Here is a 17,232-nt window from a genome sequence, read left to right as displayed (position 1 = left end):
GCACATACTGAATCATGTACAAGTTCTCCTTCCTTCAATTTCAATAGCGTGGGTAGTATTCATCTTCTTTGGGTTTTGTTTCATAAGTATAGTTTTTAATTTTTAAAAATAAAAAATATAGTTTTAAAAATCACTCCACTTTACTCAACTCCGTCCTTGCCGATACCCCATTCTCATTTACGCTCTCAATGCTGAAATAATACGCCTTCTGATTGTCCATGCCTTTGAACCAATACTCATTCGCATCGTGTACCATGATGCAATTGTAGAGCTTATCTGGCGCAGTGCCGTAATAGATGTTGTAGGCGTAGGCATTGTCTACGGGCGACCATTTGATCCAAGCGGAGCGCTTGTCCAGCTCAGTACGCAGCACAAAGAATTGCTTGGGGGCTGGCGGAATACTGCCTTTGCCTTCACCAAAGATCCGCAGGCCGCTGAGTGCAAATTTTCCGCTGGGCATTTTGCGGTTTTCGATTTTCACATAGCGAGCTTCAATGGGTTGCGCCAGTTCGATGTAATCATGTGGCACATCGGTGGTGTTTTGGCTTTTATCAGCCAGAATTTCCCATTTTTTGCCGTCTTTGGAATGGTACAGGATGTACTGGTGCGCCACGCCGCTGTTTTTACCCAATACATCAGCATCCTGATCGGCATAGTTGATTTGAACGGCGCGGATGGTCGATACTTCTCCTAAATCCGTTTCCAGCCACTCTCCAGCTGCATTGCTTGCCGCCGACCAGTAAGTTTTAATGCTTTCATCTACCGCAAAATTGGCGAAATGAGCACCTAGTGTGGAAGAAACCCGCACCGGTTTTTGGTAGTTGAGCAACATCCAGCCCGTAAAGCGGCTTTTCAGGTGATCGGCCTTCCCTTCGGGTAAATAATGCGGATAATCGCCAAAGGCGGTGTTGCAGTACATCACATCATTTTGGTCAAAACCAGCAGGCCAGATGCCGATGCGGCGTTCAAAGTTGTTCTTTACCGCCACCACGATGGTGGATACGTGCCAGTAATTCTGCCAATTGTCCTGAAAAGTTGCACCGTGCCCTGCCCCGCGTGCGAAACCACCGGGCTTGAAAGACAAAGGGTCGCTTTGGTTAGTCCAGTTGTCGGTCAAAGGGGTGTTTGATACGATGACCCCGTCAGCATAGCCGCTGAACTCGGTGCCAGGAGCGCCGTATTGCAGGTAATATTTGCCGTTGTGTTTGGTCATCCAGGCGCCCTCCATAAAGGGGTTGAGGAAGGTATTGTCCATGTGTTCGCCGAAGCGCTGCCAGCCGAAACGTTCGGGGCGCAATACGTAAAGCTCGGTGCGCGTGCCCATTGGTTGCAGGGTTTTGCGGTTTAGCTCAACCCCCTTGAGCGGAAAAGCATTGCTGGAGCCATTGTACACATAGAGTCGGCCATCGTCGTCGGTGAAAAAAGCGGGATCCCAGCCGCCGATGTCAAATTTGTGCACGGCTTCCGACCACTTGTCGTGCTTGGGATCGGTACTCATCCAAATGGGAAAATCGCGGCCATAGGTTGAACCAAACACCAGCATGGTATCGCCGATGATGCCTACCGCGGGGGCACAAAGGTCGTCGTATACCTTGTGCTCAGGGCGGAGGAAATGGCGGGGAATGAAGTTCCACTTGAGCATGTCACTGCTCCACCAATAGCCCCATTGGTTGGTTGAAAAAAGGTAGTAGTCGCCTTTGTAATTCACTATCACCGGATCGGCAGTGGCGCGGTGACGGCCCCATTCCGAAAAGTTGGGGATAGGTGTGTAGCCATAGTCAATGTTGATGGGGTTGCAGTAAGTACGCTGGGCACTCAGCGTTGGGCTCCAGGAAAGCAAAACGATGCAGGTGCAGAGGAAAAATTGGCTGATTTTCATTCGGTTTTGTTTTTGGACTGCGAGCCATAAAAATATACTTTTACCGAAATAATCAACCAACAGATTTAGGGTTCCTTTAAAAAATCGCCATGCAAAACCTAAAAATCGCCAGCGCCCAATTCGAACACAAAAGTGGAGATAAAGCTTACAACCTTTCGGTCATTGAAAAACTCGCCGAAAAAGCAGCTAGAGAAGGGGCAAAAGTGATCGCCTTTCACGAATGTTCCATCACGGGCTATACGTTTGCCCGGCAACTTTCTAAGATTCAGATGCTGGAAGTGGCCGAGTGTATTCCCGCAGGGCCAAGCATCCAGGAACTGACCCGCATTGCCCAACAATTTGACGTCGCCATCCTGGCCGGGCTTTTTGAAAAAGACGAGCATGACAATTTGTTCAAAGCTTACGTTTGTGTGGACAAAAACGGATTGCTGGCCAAATTTCGCAAAATTCACCCCTTCATCAATCCTCACTTGAGTCCCGGCACTGAGTATTGTGTGTTCGATCTTTACGGCTGGAAATGTGGCATTTTGATCTGTTACGACAACAACGTCATCGAAAACGTGCGCGCCACCAAGCTGCTGGGAGCTGATATTATTTTTATGCCCCATGTAACGATGTGCACCCCTTCCACCCGTCCGGGAGCAGGCTTTGTTGACCCCGCGCTTTGGGGAAACCGCGAAGCTGATCCAACTTCACTTCGCCTGGAATTTGATGGCATGAAAGGACGCGATTGGTTGATGAAATGGCTTCCTGCCCGCGCCTACGACAACGCCATTTATGCTGTATTTTCCAACGCAATCGGCATGGATGATGACCAATTGAAAAACGGGTGCTCCATGATCATCGATCCATTTGGTGATGTGATTGCTGAATGTCGAACACTGGGAGACGATTTCGTTACCGCAGTATTGACCCCTGAAAAATTGACCCAGGCAGGCGGATCGCGGTACATCAAAGCCCGCAAACCAGAATTGTATGGAAAAATCCTGGCACAGGAGCATCAATCGGAGCAGAAGGTAATCTGGTTGCACGAATAATCTTTAATCAATTCTACTTCGTCTCTACGTTGCATTCAGGCAGGTGCTGCACGGGGAAATTGCAGGAATTGGCAATAAAACACAGTTGATTGGCCCGGTGATGCAAGACGATGGCTTGTTCGCACATGGAAGCTTCCGTTACCGTTACAAGCGGGTGTAAAATCACTTCCGTGAAATGCCCGCCGCCATCGGCTGTTTCTTGCATTGTCCCAGTGGCGTAATCAACATAATCCGTAACCACGATGCCATTTTCTGCGCAAAGGTGCAAATACCAGAGCATGTGACAGGTAGAGAGGGAAGCCACGAAGAGTTCTTCGGGGTTGTGCCGGGTTTTGTCGCCCCGAAAAGCTGGGTCAGAAGAGCCCAAAATATCGGCTTTGTTTTCAACGGACACGGTATGGCTGCGCTCGTATTGGCGGTAGCCACTGGTGCCTTGGCCGGTATTTCCGGTCCAGGTTACGGTTAGGCTGTAGGTGTGGTGTCCTTGCATAGATAAAGAAACTTGGAAATGGGTTAAAAAACCTGCTCAAAGTATACAAAATTCAACCAGGATGGGTTGATCCACTTGCTTATTTTGGGCAATCCTTTTTTCTTGATATACCTTCCAACTAAAATCTTTAGATTTGCTTACCTGGTTCACTATCAACAAACAAAAACATTAGACATGAAACGATCATTGTCCATTTTTTCAACATTAATCTGTTGTTGCATCATGCTGACGCTACCTGCCCAATCCTCCAAAATCGGAATTTTTGATGAAGCTGTTGACGTTGGCAAACCCAAAATTGCTGGAAGCTCGATCTACGACCCAACTACCCAGGAATACACGCTCACTGGTGCTGGATACAACCTCTGGTTCAACCGCGACGAATTTCATTACCTGACCAGCCGCATCAAAGGCGATTTCATTGCCACCGCTGATTTTGAATTTCCCAAGGCTGGGGTAGATGTGCACCGAAAATTTGGCTGGATGGTGCGCGAATCCCTGCAAGATGACGCTGCTCATTTTACCGCAACCCATCACGGCGGCGATGGACTTACCACCGCACAGTGGCGCTCTTTGCGTGGCGCCTTCATGCGCGACCCTCAGGACGAACAGTTTTTTCCAAAAAGAAAAGTACGCACTATTCAACTGGAGCGCAAAGGCAATCAATACACCATGCGCATCGCCAATTGGGGCGAACCTTTGCAATCTTACGGATCGATAACCATGGAAAACTTGAGTGACAATCCTTACGTCGGCCTGTTTGTGTGTTCCCACAATGCGGATGTAGCAGAAGAAGTACGGATTTGGAATGTGCGGATTGACCGCCCCATGCCAGCCAGTTTCAACTTTGGGGGTACGGATACCCTTGGCAGTCGTTTGGAGGTTTTGAACGTATTTTCAGGCACCCGCAAAGTGGTGTATGAAAGTCCGGTCAAGTTTGAAGCACCCAATTGGATGCCCGATGGCAAAAAATTGCTCTTCAACAGCAAGGGCTCGATTTGGACGATCCCGGTAGATGGCTCTGAAGCACCAACCAAGGTAAATACCGATTTTGCCGACCGAAACAACAATGACCACGTCATTTCTTTCAATGGAAAAATGTTGGGCATCAGTCACCATCGACAAGGTTTATTTGGCGGAGGCTCAACCGTATATGTATTGCCCTTGGCTGGTGGAACCCCCAAAATGGTCACCGAAAAAACGCCTTCGTATCTGCACGGCTGGTCGGCCAACAACAAGGAAGTGTACTACGTAGCCCGCCGGGATACGGCCAGAAATTCTCCCTACCATGTATTCAAAGCCAATATTGATAGTGGGGTAGAAACGCAGCTCACCAATTTCAAGTTTGGCCACGTTGACGGCCCCGAAGGCTCACCAGATGGGCAATGGATTTATTACAACGGCAGCCAATCGGGCACCATGCAGCTTTGGCGAATGAAACCCGACGGAAGCGCCCATGAGCAACTGACCTTTGATCAGTACAACAACTGGTTTCCTCACATCTCGCCAGATGGCAAATGGATCGCCTATATCTCTTTCCCCGACGACATTAATCCATCGGATCACCCGGCTTGTAAAGTGGTGAGTTTGAAACTGATGCCCGTCGGTGGCGGCTTCCCAAAAACCATTGCTTTCTTGTACGGCGGACAGGGTACGATCAATACACCTTCCTGGTCGCCAGATAGCAAACACATTTCCTTTGTGAGCTATTCTGGAAGGGTTAAATGATGAAAAATTGTTATTGCTCGCGCTATCTCTGTTTTTTTAGGACTTAGAGCGAGCAATGCAAGATTATTTCTCGCGCTATCTCTGTTTCGGAGATTGTCTTTGAAACGGGGTACTTTTATATTTTAGGTGCCTGGTCATAATTAACCGCACTGAACTGCACTAAAGAAAACCACCATCATGGAGTCCATCTTAACCGAGATTCACGACTGTCGCGTTTGCGCCGCAAGTTTGCCCCATGGATGCCGTCCGATTGTACAAGCCAGCAGCGAAAGTCAAATCCTGATCATTGGGCAGGCTCCAGGGAGGCGGGTGTTTGAAACAGGCATTCCCTGGAACGACCCCAGTGGAGATGCATTGCGTAGGTGGCTCGGGGTAGAAAAAAGTCAGTTTTATGACCCCAAAATTTTTGCGTTGATGCCGATGGGTTTTTGCTATCCTGGCGCTGGAAAATCGGGTGATTTGCCACCCCGACCAGAGTGCGCGCCACTTTGGCACGATAGTCTATTGGCAAATATGCCCAATCTGCGTCTGACCTTATTGATCGGGCAGTATGCTCAAAATCATTACCTTAGAAACGCTACAGGTAAAAACCTTACCGAAACGGTGCAAAATTGGCAAACTTATCTTCCTCAATACCTGGTATTGCCTCATCCCTCGCCGAGAAATCGGATTTGGATGAGTAAAAATACCTGGTTTGCATTAGATGTACTGCCTGCTCTTCGAGCGCTGGTATTGGAAATCGTTTAGGTTACGAAGGCATATTGGTCAACTTCTTCCGATCCCGAATGGTAATCGAACCGTCGCTGATGTCAATGTAGCCATCTTGCTTGAACTCGGTCAGCATGCGGATTACGCTCTCTTTGGCGGTGCCTACAATGCGCGCCAGGTCGTCGCGCAGTACGCTGATTTCGTCTTTGCCTTCTTTTTCAGACAGCAACAAAACGGCGTCTGCTACGCGTTTGCGCACTGAGTTATAGGCCAATTGCAGGAGTTGTTCTTCTTTTTCGGCGATGTTGTTGGCCAGCATTTTGATCAACTGAGACGAAACATCGCGGTTGGCAAGGAGTAGGGCCGTGAAGTCTTCTTTAGGGATGAGGCTCACTTCGGTATCTTCCAAAGCTGCTGCCGAATCGTCGTAGGTACTTTCTTTGATCAAATCAACATAACCGATGAAATCGCCTTCCGTAAAAATGTCGATGATGTATTCTTTCCCGTGTTCGTTGGTCTTGAACACTTTGATTTTGCCACTTTTGACAAAGTAGAGGTAGCGTGGAAAATCTCCTTCCTCGTACAGCAAGTCGCGTTTTTTGAAGTGCTTGACTTTGCGATTGTCCGATAATTTTTTCAATTCTTCATACCCTTTGGCAGCATTGATAAAGGCGGTAATGCCCTGCTCGGTACGATCGAATTGCTTCTTCAATTGTTCGCTTTTCTTGAGCCGTGTTTCGATAACGGATAGTAGTTCGTCTTTAAAAAATGGCTTGGTGATGTAATCATCTGCGCCCAGGTTCATGCCACGACGGAAATCAACCCTTTCGGTTTTTGCGGTTAAAAAAACAAAAGGGATAGCAGCCGTTTCGGGGCGTTTTCCCAGGATATTCAACACACCAAAGCCATCTAGCTTGGGCATCATTACATCACAAAGGATTAGATCAGGGCTGTTTTTTTGGGCAACTTCAACGCCTACTGTGCCATCCTCGGCCAGTAGCACCACGTAGCCAGAAAGTTCAAGAATTTCTTCCAGATTTTCCCGAACTTCCTGGTTGTCTTCGATGATTAGAATTCTTTGCTTATTCATCTTTTGGTGTTTTTATGGTAAGGGAATGTGGACGTGAAAGGTGGTTCCTTCGCCGAGGATACTTTCAAAATTGATGCGTCCGTTCATCAATTCAATGTAGCGTTTCACAATGTTCAACCCTAGTCCGGTGCCTGGGATGTTTTCGGCATTGTGGGCTCGGAAAAAACGGGTAAACAAGTGTTGCTGTTCTTCTTCCGGGATGCCGATGCCGTGATCCTGAATACTCACCCAAAGTTCATGGTTTTTGATTTCCACAAAGCAATCGATGGGTTTGCCTGGTTCAGAATACTTGATGGCATTGGAAAAAAGATTGATCAGAATATTCTTCAACATCTTTTTGTCCAGAAAAATAACGGTATCTGACCGCAAACCGTGATGCTGAAATACCTGTCCAGGTTTGAGTAAAGCTTGTACATCGTCCATGACCTCCTCACAAAAGCCTTCCAGATTGAATTCAACGGGAGAAATTTCAATTTTTCCTTCTTCCAGTTTGCTTAAGGAAAGGAAATCATTCAGAATGCTGATCAGGTTGTTGACTGCCGATTTGATGCGGGTTGTATGCTTCAGGCGTTTGTCTTGTTGCTCTTCGGCAGTATACATTTCCAACAAATCTGCCGAAGAAAGAATGGTGCTGAGTGGGGTACGAAATTCGTGAGAAGCCATAGAAACGAACCGGGATTTCAAGGTATTCAGTTCGCGTTCTTTCTCGATGGCTTTGCGCAAGTCGAGTTCGTTTTTGCGCAGCGTGGCCTCGGCTACTTTGCGTTCCTGGATTTCGAACTCCAGCTTGGTGTTGCTGTTGAGCAATTGATTGATGGTTGCGGCCAATTCCTCGGTACGGCGGTTGACTTCCTCTTCCAGGTGTTGATTGAGTGCTTTTATTTGAGCTTCGGCAGCTTTCTGAGCCGTTAAATCGTGCAGGATACCCGTGAAAACCACCCGCTCCGGAAGCTGTACTTCGCTGATGCTTAGCCTTAGCGGAAACGTGTCTCCATTTTTTCGCAGCCCCATTACATCGCGACCAATGCCGATGATTTTGCGGATTCCGGTTTGGATGTAATTTTGAATGTAAGAGTCGTGAGCATCGTGGTGGGGATTGGGCATCAATACGTTGATGTTTTGGCCTACCAATTCTAACTCTTCGTAACCAAATAAACGCCCAGCAGCCTCATTGACGAGCTCAATAATGCCAGTGTCATCGATGATGATGATGCCATCGGTAGCCGTTTTGATAATGGCTTTTAGGCGCAGTGCGGCCTCAGAGTCGTGTTGGTGTGCGATCATCCAGTCCAAGGCAATGATAATTTTGTGCCATGAAGGTAAGATAAGTATTCTATCGTTAATGATTTAATAAGTCAGCAAATGAGGTGACAAATGTCATTCCAAAAAAAAAAGAGAACCTTGATCTTGCATGGGTCGTATTTATTATGTGCCAGGCACAACCATAAAGAACAAGTAAGCAATGGAAAAAGAAAACAAAGCCCATATCACACTTTTAGGAATAGGCTCGTTAAAAGACCGGGCACTAAAAGCCAATCTTACGGCCGCTTTGGAATACTTGGAACTGGATGCAACTGTTCTGGAAGTGAGCGATGTTAGTCAAATTTTAAAGTATGGTATTTCAGGTATCCCTGCCATTTTGTTGGATGGAAAAGTGATTTTCCAAAAAATTGTACCTACCGTAGAGGAATTGTGTACTGCATTCAATGAGTTGCTACAATACCGCGAAGTGCAAAATCCAATACAACTATGAATCCGAATCGACCCATCAGTGAGGTAATGTCGACAAGGTTGGTGACTGTAGAACCACAAACCACCGCACGCGCCATAAAAGACATTTTTGAACAGCACGAGTTTCACCATCTGCCCGTCGTAGAAGGCGATGATAAACTTTTGGGCATCATCAGCAAACAAGATTTCTATAAGGTTGCCTACATCTTCTCTTTGGAAACAACTGGTCGTACCTGGTCTGAAAAAGAATACGAGGTGCTTAAGGCCAAAGACTTGATGACCGATCACCCCCTCAGTCTGGAACCTGAAGATACCATTGGACTAGCAGCAGATATCTTTTTGGCCAATCAATTCCACGCCATTCCTGTGGTAGAAGACGATAGGCTGGTTGGGTTGATCACTACCCATGATTTATTGCTGTACTCCTTCAGTTCGCCTATTCCAGATTTGCCCATTTAATGTTGCAATCATAACCTGGGGATTGCTGCTCCTCAAAAGCCGCCTATCTGCTCAATTCAAAAAAAAAAGCCTCCTTCACTCAATTTGAGGAAGGAGGCTTTTGACTTTAGGGCTTTCCCTTTTCAGAAGGGTTATCGTTTGATGATCTTCTGTACCGCACCGATTTGGACTCCCTTGGCATCTGCAAGTCGCAAGAAGTAGAAGCCTGCTGGTTGTGATCCGATCGAAAGCAAGATTTGTTGTACAAATTGACCCTTGTACAGCGTTTGCCCACGTGAGTTGGTCAAATCATAATTAACCTTGACCAGATTATCGGTCTGGATGATCAACAGGTCTGTAGTGGGATTCGGATACACCTTCAGCCCAACAGGAGGAACGTCGAGTGTGACATCAATTGGAGGGGTTCCTGTACCGCCACCACCTACACCAGTAGTGTCTTTGGGTGGAGTAGTACCGCCGCCGCCAGTTTTGATCGTATCCTTAGGTGGTGTTGTGCCACCGCCAGTGCCGGTTTTGGTGGTGTCCTTTGGAGGAGTAGTTGTGCCACCGCCACCAGTTTTGATAGTGTCTTTTGGAGGTGTTGTGCCACCTCCAACGCCCGTGGTGTCTTTGGGGCCGCCAATCACTACAGTATCTTTGGGACCGGTTTTGATTGTATCCTTAGGAGGCGTTGTGCCGCCACCAGTTTTGGTTGTATCCTTGGGTGGATTGGTTTTGGTGGTATCTTTTGGTGGCGTAACTACAATGACCGTATCTTTCTTGGGAGGAAGCAACTTCTTGGGATCAAAGGTAGGTACAAAGACCGTCTTGGAAACCACTGTAGTCACACTGTCACAACTTGGATCGATAAAGGCACGAGAACGCAGCGTCAAGGTCAAATCGTAGAAGCCACTGCGTGGGAATACATACCGCAAGGTGTCTTTTGATTTGACAATGGTATCTTTTAATCCTTTGAAACTCCAGTAGAAAGTAGAGTTTTTGACCATCGTATCGGTAAGGTTCCCGCGGATTGAAAAGGTATAAAATGGAGCACCAAGGATGATGGTGTCTTCAACAATGGACAAATCAGCAGGTGGAATCAGGAAATTGAATGACGTGCTTTGAAACTGGACAGACATGTCGTCGATCCAAAGTTTTTCATCGCCTTCACCAGAAAACTCTACGATGTAGGTAATCTTGTTGTAAAAAGCAGGACTGTTTGGCGCTTTGGCTTCAATGCCCTGGTAAGTCATGTTCAATCCAGTAAACTCGGCCAGTTGGATTTTCTGTGTAGACAATCCTTCCAACTCTGCCCAAATTTTTACGGTATCCAAAGGACTCACAAATTCACTAGGCGACATCAATTTGAGGTTCAAGGCCAGATCGCCAAAGAACATGAAGCAGGTAGAATAATTGAGCGGCGACATCACCAAACGGGCTTTGCCATTTACGCGCTCCAATTCGATAAACGATTTACCAGAGTAGGGGAAATAGCCCTTGGCTGTGGCTGGATTGGTAACTGCTTTTGCCCCGGTAGATTTGGTTACATCAAGGTTAAAAGCTTTGCCCTGGCCTGCTTCTGGAAGGTTATAAGCCAGCAAACCCTTGATGGATTCATTGCTTGGAGCAGTCGTTTTCAAAATTGCTTTGGCCAAAGAAACCGGTTCCAGGGTTTCATCCCGGTGAAACAGCAGCTTGTCAATGGTCAAACCTTTGGTTGCCTCTGGCAGCAAAACCACGGTATAAACCGTATTGGCCGCAAAAAAGAAAGTACGGCGTGAATTCTGCCAGGTATAATCCGCATCTGGGCCACCGGAACAACTCACCCGGCGGCGAATGTTGTTTGCAGCAGCCTCGTTGATTTTAGGCAATACGAAACTTGCGGTGGAGGTATAAAGTTTGCGGCTAAAGTACAAAGTGTAATTGCCAGCGTTGGTTACCTGGATATGGTATACCAGCTTGGCGGCATTGTAATCTTGATTGGGAAAGTTGCGATCGGCAGTAGTACTTACGCCTTTCACTTTTCCATCTTGTTTGATCTCCCAATTGGCCGTTTGGCCTTGTCCACTTGCTTGATTGTCAGCAAAAGCTTCTGCTTCAAAAAGCAGGTAGGAAGATTCTGTTTGGTTGATGATGCGAGCAGTTTGCGCTGTCGCAAGGAAGTAACAACCTGTTAGTAGCACGGATAAAAATAGCCGAATCATGGGTATTATGATTGTATAAAAATGACAAAATATAGTTAGGTTTAAGAGGCGATCTTTGGGTCGACTGGCCTTTTCATGAGCATGAATCCTGTGCAAGACTATAATACAAAAGCTAGGAGAGTAAACAATTCTCACAAAGATAAAAAACCTTTCTGGTTGTATCTATTATTTTGCATGATATTAGAAAAAATACCGACTCAAGGGTATTAAAGTGATCAGCTGTGAGCCATCAGCTATCAGCCATCAGCCAGGGCGATGCTTGCTGATAGCTGATAGCTCACAGCTCAAAGCTCACAGCTGATCAAATACTGCGCGTTCTGCCTCCATCTACCAGGATACTCGTGCCTGTAACGTACGCAGCGGCTGGGGTACACAAAAATGCAGCTACACTGGCTATTTCTTCGGCAGTACCAAAGCGTCCGGCTGGAATGGTTTCCCTGGCTTGTTGCAGTTCTTGTTCCAAGGCAATGCCTTTGCGTTGAGCCGAGCCTGCCAGCACTTCCACCAACCTTTCGGTTTCTGTAAACCCTGGCAGCACGTTATTTACAGTAATTCCATCTTTGGCAACCTCATTGGCCAGGGTTTTGGCCCAGGATGCTACTGCGCCCCGTGTGGTGTTGGATACCCCCAAATTGTCGAGCGGTACGCGCACCGAGGTGGAGACCACGTTTACAATCCGGCCAAATCCTGCAGCCTTCATTTTGGGAATAACCAATTGGGCAAGCAGGTGATTGCACAGCAGGTGATTTTGAAAAGCTTGCAGAAATTGCTCCGGTTGGGCATCCAAAATGGGCCCACCGTTGGGGCCACCGGTATTGTTGATCAAAATGTGGATTGGTTTGACCGTAAGCAGACCCACCACGCGCTGGTGCAACTCAGCCCGATCGTTGAAATCCACCACCAAAAAATCGTGTTGTTGCCCCGGATGATTTTGGTCCAATTCTTGCACGACTTCGGCCAGCAATTCGGCAGAGCGCGCCATAATTGTTACATTTGCTCCCAGCTTGGCCAATTCAATAGCAATGGCTTTGCCAATTCCTTTGCTGCTTCCGCCGATGAGGGCATTTTTGCCCTGAAGGTTCAAATTCATCTATTGGTGATTTTAGTAGACAGCAAAAATGGGAAATAAAAATGGGAAATAATCACGCGGCCAATTATTACAACCACAAAAGGTATGTCAAAAATTTATTTCGCCTCCGATTTTCATTTGGGTGTACCCGGTAAATATTCCAGCCGGGAACGCGAGTTGCAAATTGTGCGTTGGCTGGAAGAGATCCGTAAAGACGCCCAGGAAATTTTCCTGGTAGGAGATTTGTTCGATTTTTGGTTTGAATACAAAGCGGTGGTTCCCAAAGGGTATACTCGGTTTCTGGGCAAACTCGCCGAACTGCGCGATGCGGGCATTCCCATCCATTTTTTTACCGGCAACCACGACATGTGGATGTTTCGGTACTTTGAGGAAGAATTTGGCATTCCCATCCACCGCAAGCCTGTCTTGCGCGAATTCAACGGCAAAACTTTCCTGATTGGTCACGGTGATGGATTAGGACCCGGCGATCATGGGTATAAAATGCTGAAACACATTTTTGCCAGTCCTTTTTTTCAGTGGCTGTTTGCCCGCGTGCACCCCAACTTCGGGGTGGGGGTGGCACAGTTTTGGTCGGGTCGCAGCCGCAGCGCCAATCCACCCGAAGAACAATTTTTGGGAGCAGACAAAGAGTGGTTGCTCATTTATGCCAATGAACAATTGGAATGGCAACCAGCTGATTATTACGTTTTTGGTCATCGGCATTTGCCCATCGATTGTGTGCTAAACAACGGCAAAAGTCGTTATGTCAATTTGGGAGAATGGTTGTTCAATAATTCATATGGTGTATTTGATGGAGAAGATTTGGAACTCCGGTTTTTTGAAAATCCCGAGGGAAAAATATATGGCCAACATTAAGACCTGGGTTGGTTTGGGGATACTTGTTTTTGCCACAATTCTGCAACCTGTATGGGGGCAAGATACGCTGCGGATTGTCCAAAGTTTTGATGCTGAGGTGCAATCCTTCACGAGCGATAAACTGAAACAAATTTACCTGATTACACCCAATCAGGTGCTGCGCAAATGCACCGAATCCGGGAAAGTCCTCTTCGAATTCAGCAACCGCTACCTTGGCCGCTTGAGCAAGGTAGACGCCAGCGACCCTTTTGACCTGGTGCTGTTTTATCCCGACTATCAAACCATCCTGTTTTTAGACCGTACCCTCAACCTCACTGCCGATGTGCGCCTCAAAACCGAAGAATTTCCCTTCCCAACACTTGTTGCGGTTGGGCGTGATCGGCAGATCTGGATTTATGATGGAGCGCTCAATACCATCAACCAAATTGATCGACAAGGTACCATTAAGCATACCAGCCAGGATTTGAGCCTGCTGTTGGGGCGCAGGTTTGTCCCCAACCAAATGGTCACCAATGAGAAAGGTATTTACCTGGTTGACCCGGATCAAGGCGTACTGGTGTTCGACTTTTTCGGCCAATTCAAAAATTTCATCCCTATCCAGGGCATTGAGCAATTGCAAAATTTTGACCAATACTTGTTGTACCGACAACAGGGAGAATATTACATAAGCACACAAATTGGATTGGATCCAAGCGCATTAAAAGGCCTGCCCCCCAAAGTCCAATTGATTGCGGGTTTGCCCAATTGGGTGCTGGTCTGGAATGGAGAAAAAGTGCTGGTGTTGGGGAGGTAGTGAATGCAGGAATTGGTGAAGGGTTTTTATAGAAAAACCTATAGAATTCTTGTGATTGATTCTATGCATTGAAAAAAAATGCCCACCTCTTGACATATTCATACATCTCGCCTATTTTTGTCCAAAATTACCCAATTGGGTAAACTTGTGTCATGAAGGAACTGAGTACCGAGGAAAAGATCATCCAAGCCGCCAAAGAAGTTTTTACCCAAAAAGGCTACGCCGCCACCCGCACGCAGGAAATTGCCGAGCGGGCGGGTGTCAACAAAGGTCTTTTGCAGTATTACTTCAAAGGCAAGAGTAAGGAAAAACTCTTCAAGGCCATCTTTGAAGAAGCTTTTTTGAAAGTAACTTCACAATTGAATGTCATCTTCGAAAGCGAAGATTCGATCTCGCATAAAATGGAATTGGTAGTCGATGTGTACTTCGACATGCTGCTGAACAATCCCAATTTACCAGGATTTGTAGTCAACGAATTGCACACCAATACCCATGCTTTTGTAGAGGAAATCATGAGCAAACCCAGTCGCCCCAATCCGATTCCACTGATGATGCAGATTTCGAAGGAAATCCAGGAAGGCAAAATCAGGGAAATCAATCCGGTGCACCTGATTTTGAACGTCATGTCGATGTGTGTATTTCCTTTTATTGCCCGACCCTTGTTTCAAAAAGTAATCGGCATCGATGATCAAAGTTTCATGATGCTCATGCATACCCGGAAAAGCGAAATCATTGATTTTGTAAAAAATGCTTTAAAACCGTGAATGGAATATCGAGTTTTTCGAGTGACGAATGACGAATCCCGAGCTCCAGTCACTGAGTTGCTCACTGAGCGAAGTCGAAGTGAAGCCGAAGTGCCGGAGCTCGGGATTCGTCACCCGTCACTCAAAAAATTCCTCATTCGAAAAACCCTGATCTCTATGTACAGGATACTCCTATTGGGCTTGAGTGCCCTTATTTTTTACCCAGCATTTACCCAAACGGGTAAATTGTCCGTGGACAGTTGCTACGCCATGGCCAAGCGAAACTATCCGCTGCTGAAACAATACGCCCTGATCGAAAAATCAAGGGACTACTCGCTCGAAAATGCCGCCAAAGGAACCTTGCCCCAGCTCAATCTAGCCGGACAAGGCACCTACCAGTCGGAGGTGACCAAGATTCCGATTTCCTTGCCCAATCTGGAGATTCCAACCTTGAGCAAAGACCAGTACAAATTGTACGCCGAGGTGGCCCAGCCCCTCACCGACCTATTTACGGTCAAATACCAAAAAGAACTGATCAAATCGAATGCTGAGGTGGAAGGCCAGAAGATAGAGGTGGAGCTGTTCAAGATCAAGGAAAGGATCAATCAGCTTTTTTTTGGAATCATCCTGGTCGATGCGCAAATCCAGCAAACCGAGTTGCTCAAAAAAGACATCCAACTGGGGATCGACAAAACCAATGCTGCCATCACCAATGGCACCGCCCTCAAAAGCAGCGCCAACGCCCTCAAAGCAGAACTGCTCAAGGCCAATCAGCGGATTATTGAGCTCAAAGCTGCCCGAAAAGGCTACCTGGACATGCTTTCCTTGTTCATCCATCAGCAACTGGACGACAATGTGGTGCTTGAAAAACCAGCGGTGTTGACGGTAACATCTACCATCAATCGGCTCGAATTGCGTTTGTACAGCGCGCAACAACGAACGTTTGAGGTACAAAACAAGCTCATCACCGCCAAAAACCTGCCTCGCGCCAGCTTATTCCTGCAAGGTGGCTACGGCAAACCTGCGCTGAATGTGCTCAACAATGCCTTCGATTTGTATTACATCGGAGGCCTGCGGCTGAATTGGAACCTTTCGGGCTATTATACGGCCAAAAATGAACGGAAAATCCTGTCGATTAACCAAGACATCATCGGTCTGCAACAAGAAACCTTCTTGTTCAACACCAACCTCAACCTCAAGCAACAAAACGCGGAGTTGAGCAAATTGCAGGAACTGATTGCTTCCGACAGCGAGATCATCCAATTGCGTGAAAGCATCAAAAACACCGCCAAAAACCAACTGGATTTTGGCACCGTGACCAGCAACGATTATATCACCTATTTGAATGCCGAAGACCAGGCCAAGCAGGGTTTGCTTTTGCATCAAATTCAGTTGCTGATGGCCCAGTACAACTACCAAACCACTACAGGCAACTAATACCTTAACTTTTAACCAAAAGACAATGAGTAATTTATCAAAAATCGGCATACTTGGCTGCCTTTTCATTTCCCTTGTCGCCTGCAACAAAGACCAAAACACCTTTGACGCATCCGGTGCATTTGAAGCCGAAGAGGTGATTGTATCTGCCGAACAAACCGGAAAAATTTTGAGCCTGAACATTGAAGAAGGCCAACAGTTGGAAAGCAATATAGTCATCGGACAAATCGATGTAGCAGCGCTCAATGTGCAAAAAGAACAGACCCAGGCCTCCGTTAATGCCATTGGCCAAAAAGTAAACAATTCTGCACCCCAGGTCAATATTCTGCAAAGCCAAATCAAAACCCAAAAAGCCCAAATCCAGGTGCTGAATCAGCAGTTGGAAGTGTTGAACAAGGAAGTGGCTAGAACCCAAAACCTGGTCAAAGCCGATGCCGCCACTCCCAAACAACTGGATGACCTGCTGGGGCAAAAATCTATTCTGGAAAAACAAATCGCTGCTGCGCAAGACCAAATTGGCGTGCTCAATGAACAAATCGCCGCCGCCAAAGAAAACGTCAGCATCCAAAACCGGGGCGTGCTCAGCGAAGTGACGCCAATGCAAAAGCGGATCAGCATCCTGGACGAACAAATTGGTCGCGGGCAGATCAAAAACATCGTTGCCGGAACGGTGCTGACCAAGTACGCCTCCGCCGGAGAATTTGCCAGCATGGGCAAGGCTTTGTACAAAATTGCCGACCTCTCCGTGCTCATTCTGCGCGCTTACATCACCGGCAATCAGTTGCCCTTGATCAAGCTGAACCAAAAGGTGAAAGTCCTCACCGACGATGGCAAAGGGGGCTTCACAGAAACCACCGGGCAAATCACCTGGATCAACGACAAAGCAGAATTTACCCCCAAAACCATCCAGACCAAAGACGAACGCGCCAATATGGTGTACGCCATCAAAGTGAAAGTGACCAACGACGGCACCTATAAAATCGGAATGTATGGCGAAATCAAATTTCAATAA

The 17,232-nt window shown here is 47.0% G+C and carries 16 protein-coding genes; 10 read left to right on the top strand and 6 right to left on the bottom strand.

Annotation, left to right across the window (positions count from 1 at the left end; all coding sequences use genetic code 11):
- Window positions 1-130 precede the first annotated feature (130 nt).
- A complete protein-coding gene (locus ABW391_RS06700; protein ID WP_353481067.1) occupies window positions 131-1,879 on the bottom strand; it encodes a family 43 glycosylhydrolase in 1,749 nt (582 codons plus the stop codon).
- Window positions 1,880-1,968: 89 nt separating this feature from the next.
- Between ABW391_RS06700 and ABW391_RS06695 the strand changes: the two genes are divergently transcribed.
- On the top strand, window positions 1,969-2,916 hold the full coding sequence (locus ABW391_RS06695; RefSeq protein WP_353481066.1) for a nitrilase family protein: 948 nt from the start codon (window positions 1,969-1,971) through the stop codon (window positions 2,914-2,916).
- Window positions 2,917-2,929: 13 nt separating this feature from the next.
- On the opposite strand, the gene ABW391_RS06690 is transcribed toward ABW391_RS06695, so the two are convergent.
- On the bottom strand, window positions 2,930-3,406 hold the full coding sequence (locus tag ABW391_RS06690; RefSeq protein ID WP_353481065.1) for an OsmC family protein: 477 nt from the start codon (window positions 3,404-3,406) through the stop codon (window positions 2,930-2,932).
- Window positions 3,407-3,580: 174 nt separating this feature from the next.
- Here ABW391_RS06690 and ABW391_RS06685 point away from each other — a divergent pair, with 174 nt between their 5' ends.
- Window positions 3,581-5,131: a TolB family protein gene (locus ABW391_RS06685; RefSeq protein ID WP_353481064.1), complete on the top strand. Its 1,551-nt coding sequence runs from the start codon at window positions 3,581-3,583 to the stop codon at window positions 5,129-5,131.
- A gap of 174 nt (window positions 5,132-5,305) precedes the next feature.
- Window positions 5,306-5,878, top strand: coding sequence for a uracil-DNA glycosylase family protein (locus tag ABW391_RS06680; RefSeq protein ID WP_353481111.1), 573 nt, complete (start codon window positions 5,306-5,308; stop codon window positions 5,876-5,878).
- A gap of 1 nt (window position 5,879) precedes the next feature.
- On the opposite strand, the gene ABW391_RS06675 is transcribed toward ABW391_RS06680, so the two are convergent.
- Together ABW391_RS06675 and ABW391_RS06670 are read right to left on the bottom strand one after the other, a co-directional pair.
- On the bottom strand, window positions 5,880-6,929 hold the full coding sequence (locus ABW391_RS06675; protein ID WP_353481063.1) for a response regulator: 1,050 nt from the start codon (window positions 6,927-6,929) through the stop codon (window positions 5,880-5,882).
- Window positions 6,930-6,941: 12 nt separating this feature from the next.
- The gene (locus ABW391_RS06670; RefSeq protein ID WP_353481110.1) at window positions 6,942-8,213 is read right to left on the bottom strand and encodes an ATP-binding protein; all 1,272 of its coding nucleotides are present in this window, start codon (window positions 8,211-8,213) and stop codon (window positions 6,942-6,944) included.
- 178 nt (window positions 8,214-8,391) lie between these two features.
- Between ABW391_RS06670 and ABW391_RS06665 the strand changes: the two genes are divergently transcribed.
- Window positions 8,392-8,682, top strand: a complete 291-nt coding sequence (locus ABW391_RS06665; RefSeq protein WP_353481062.1) for a thioredoxin family protein — start codon at window positions 8,392-8,394, stop codon at window positions 8,680-8,682.
- Window positions 8,679-9,119 carry a CBS domain-containing protein gene (locus tag ABW391_RS06660; protein ID WP_353481061.1) on the top strand — a complete coding sequence of 147 codons (441 nt, stop codon included), beginning with the start codon at window positions 8,679-8,681 and terminating at the stop codon, window positions 9,117-9,119. Before ABW391_RS06665 ends, ABW391_RS06660 begins: the two co-directional genes overlap by 4 nt.
- Window positions 9,120-9,250: 131 nt before the next feature.
- On the opposite strand, the gene ABW391_RS06655 is transcribed toward ABW391_RS06660, so the two are convergent.
- Together ABW391_RS06655 and ABW391_RS06650 are read right to left on the bottom strand one after the other, a co-directional pair.
- A complete protein-coding gene (locus ABW391_RS06655) occupies window positions 9,251-11,302 on the bottom strand; it encodes a T9SS type A sorting domain-containing protein (protein WP_353481060.1) in 2,052 nt (683 codons plus the stop codon).
- Between the two features lie 301 nt (window positions 11,303-11,603).
- Window positions 11,604-12,392 (bottom strand): SDR family oxidoreductase, encoded by a 789-nt coding sequence (locus ABW391_RS06650; RefSeq protein ID WP_353481059.1) that lies wholly within the window; start codon window positions 12,390-12,392, stop codon window positions 11,604-11,606.
- An 84-nt stretch (window positions 12,393-12,476) separates the two neighbouring features.
- Here ABW391_RS06650 and ABW391_RS06645 point away from each other — a divergent pair, with 84 nt between their 5' ends.
- From ABW391_RS06645 to ABW391_RS06625, 5 genes are all read left to right on the top strand, one after another.
- Window positions 12,477-13,247 (top strand): UDP-2,3-diacylglucosamine diphosphatase, encoded by a 771-nt coding sequence (locus tag ABW391_RS06645; RefSeq protein ID WP_353481058.1) that lies wholly within the window; start codon window positions 12,477-12,479, stop codon window positions 13,245-13,247.
- Entirely contained in the window at window positions 13,234-14,040 is an 807-nt protein-coding gene (locus ABW391_RS06640) for a hypothetical protein (RefSeq protein ID WP_353481057.1), read from the top strand. Before ABW391_RS06645 ends, ABW391_RS06640 begins: the two co-directional genes overlap by 14 nt.
- Window positions 14,041-14,192: 152 nt before the next feature.
- Entirely contained in the window at window positions 14,193-14,804 is a 612-nt protein-coding gene (locus ABW391_RS06635) for a TetR/AcrR family transcriptional regulator (protein ID WP_353481056.1), read from the top strand.
- A 156-nt stretch (window positions 14,805-14,960) separates the two neighbouring features.
- A complete protein-coding gene (locus tag ABW391_RS06630; RefSeq protein ID WP_353481055.1) occupies window positions 14,961-16,220 on the top strand; it encodes a TolC family protein in 1,260 nt (419 codons plus the stop codon).
- Window positions 16,221-16,245: 25 nt separating this feature from the next.
- Window positions 16,246-17,232: an HlyD family secretion protein gene (locus ABW391_RS06625; protein WP_353481054.1), complete on the top strand. Its 987-nt coding sequence runs from the start codon at window positions 16,246-16,248 to the stop codon at window positions 17,230-17,232.

It is taken from the genome of Haliscomenobacter sp., from assembly GCF_040403615.1.
Lineage (GTDB): Bacteria > Bacteroidota > Bacteroidia > Chitinophagales > Saprospiraceae > Haliscomenobacter.
Note: the sequence above shows the minus strand (reverse complement) of the source record. Positions and strands in the feature narration are given on the sequence as shown.

Excerpts from the sequence above, each read along its gene's own strand:
- ABW391_RS06635 (WP_353481056.1), top strand. The coding sequence starts at position 14,193 with ATGAAGGAACTGAGTACCGAGGAAAAGATCATCCAAGCCGCCAAAGAA.
- ABW391_RS06665 (WP_353481062.1), top strand. The coding sequence starts at position 8,392 with ATGGAAAAAGAAAACAAAGCCCATATCACACTTTTAGGAATAGGCTCG.
- ABW391_RS06695 (WP_353481066.1), top strand. The coding sequence starts at position 1,969 with ATGCAAAACCTAAAAATCGCCAGCGCCCAATTCGAACACAAAAGTGGA.
- ABW391_RS06655 (WP_353481060.1), bottom strand. The coding sequence starts at position 11,302 with ATGATTCGGCTATTTTTATCCGTGCTACTAACAGGTTGTTACTTCCTT.
- ABW391_RS06675 (WP_353481063.1), bottom strand. The coding sequence starts at position 6,929 with ATGAATAAGCAAAGAATTCTAATCATCGAAGACAACCAGGAAGTTCGG.
- ABW391_RS06630 (WP_353481055.1), top strand. The coding sequence starts at position 14,961 with ATGTACAGGATACTCCTATTGGGCTTGAGTGCCCTTATTTTTTACCCA.
- ABW391_RS06645 (WP_353481058.1), top strand. The coding sequence starts at position 12,477 with ATGTCAAAAATTTATTTCGCCTCCGATTTTCATTTGGGTGTACCCGGT.
- ABW391_RS06625 (WP_353481054.1), top strand. The coding sequence starts at position 16,246 with ATGAGTAATTTATCAAAAATCGGCATACTTGGCTGCCTTTTCATTTCC.
- ABW391_RS06670 (WP_353481110.1), bottom strand. The coding sequence starts at position 8,213 with ATGATCGCACACCAACACGACTCTGAGGCCGCACTGCGCCTAAAAGCC.
- ABW391_RS06650 (WP_353481059.1), bottom strand. The coding sequence starts at position 12,392 with ATGAATTTGAACCTTCAGGGCAAAAATGCCCTCATCGGCGGAAGCAGC.
- ABW391_RS06660 (WP_353481061.1), top strand. The coding sequence starts at position 8,679 with ATGAATCCGAATCGACCCATCAGTGAGGTAATGTCGACAAGGTTGGTG.
- ABW391_RS06640 (WP_353481057.1), top strand. The coding sequence starts at position 13,234 with ATGGCCAACATTAAGACCTGGGTTGGTTTGGGGATACTTGTTTTTGCC.
- ABW391_RS06685 (WP_353481064.1), top strand. The coding sequence starts at position 3,581 with ATGAAACGATCATTGTCCATTTTTTCAACATTAATCTGTTGTTGCATC.
- ABW391_RS06690 (WP_353481065.1), bottom strand. The coding sequence starts at position 3,406 with ATGCAAGGACACCACACCTACAGCCTAACCGTAACCTGGACCGGAAAT.
- ABW391_RS06700 (WP_353481067.1), bottom strand. The coding sequence starts at position 1,879 with ATGAAAATCAGCCAATTTTTCCTCTGCACCTGCATCGTTTTGCTTTCC.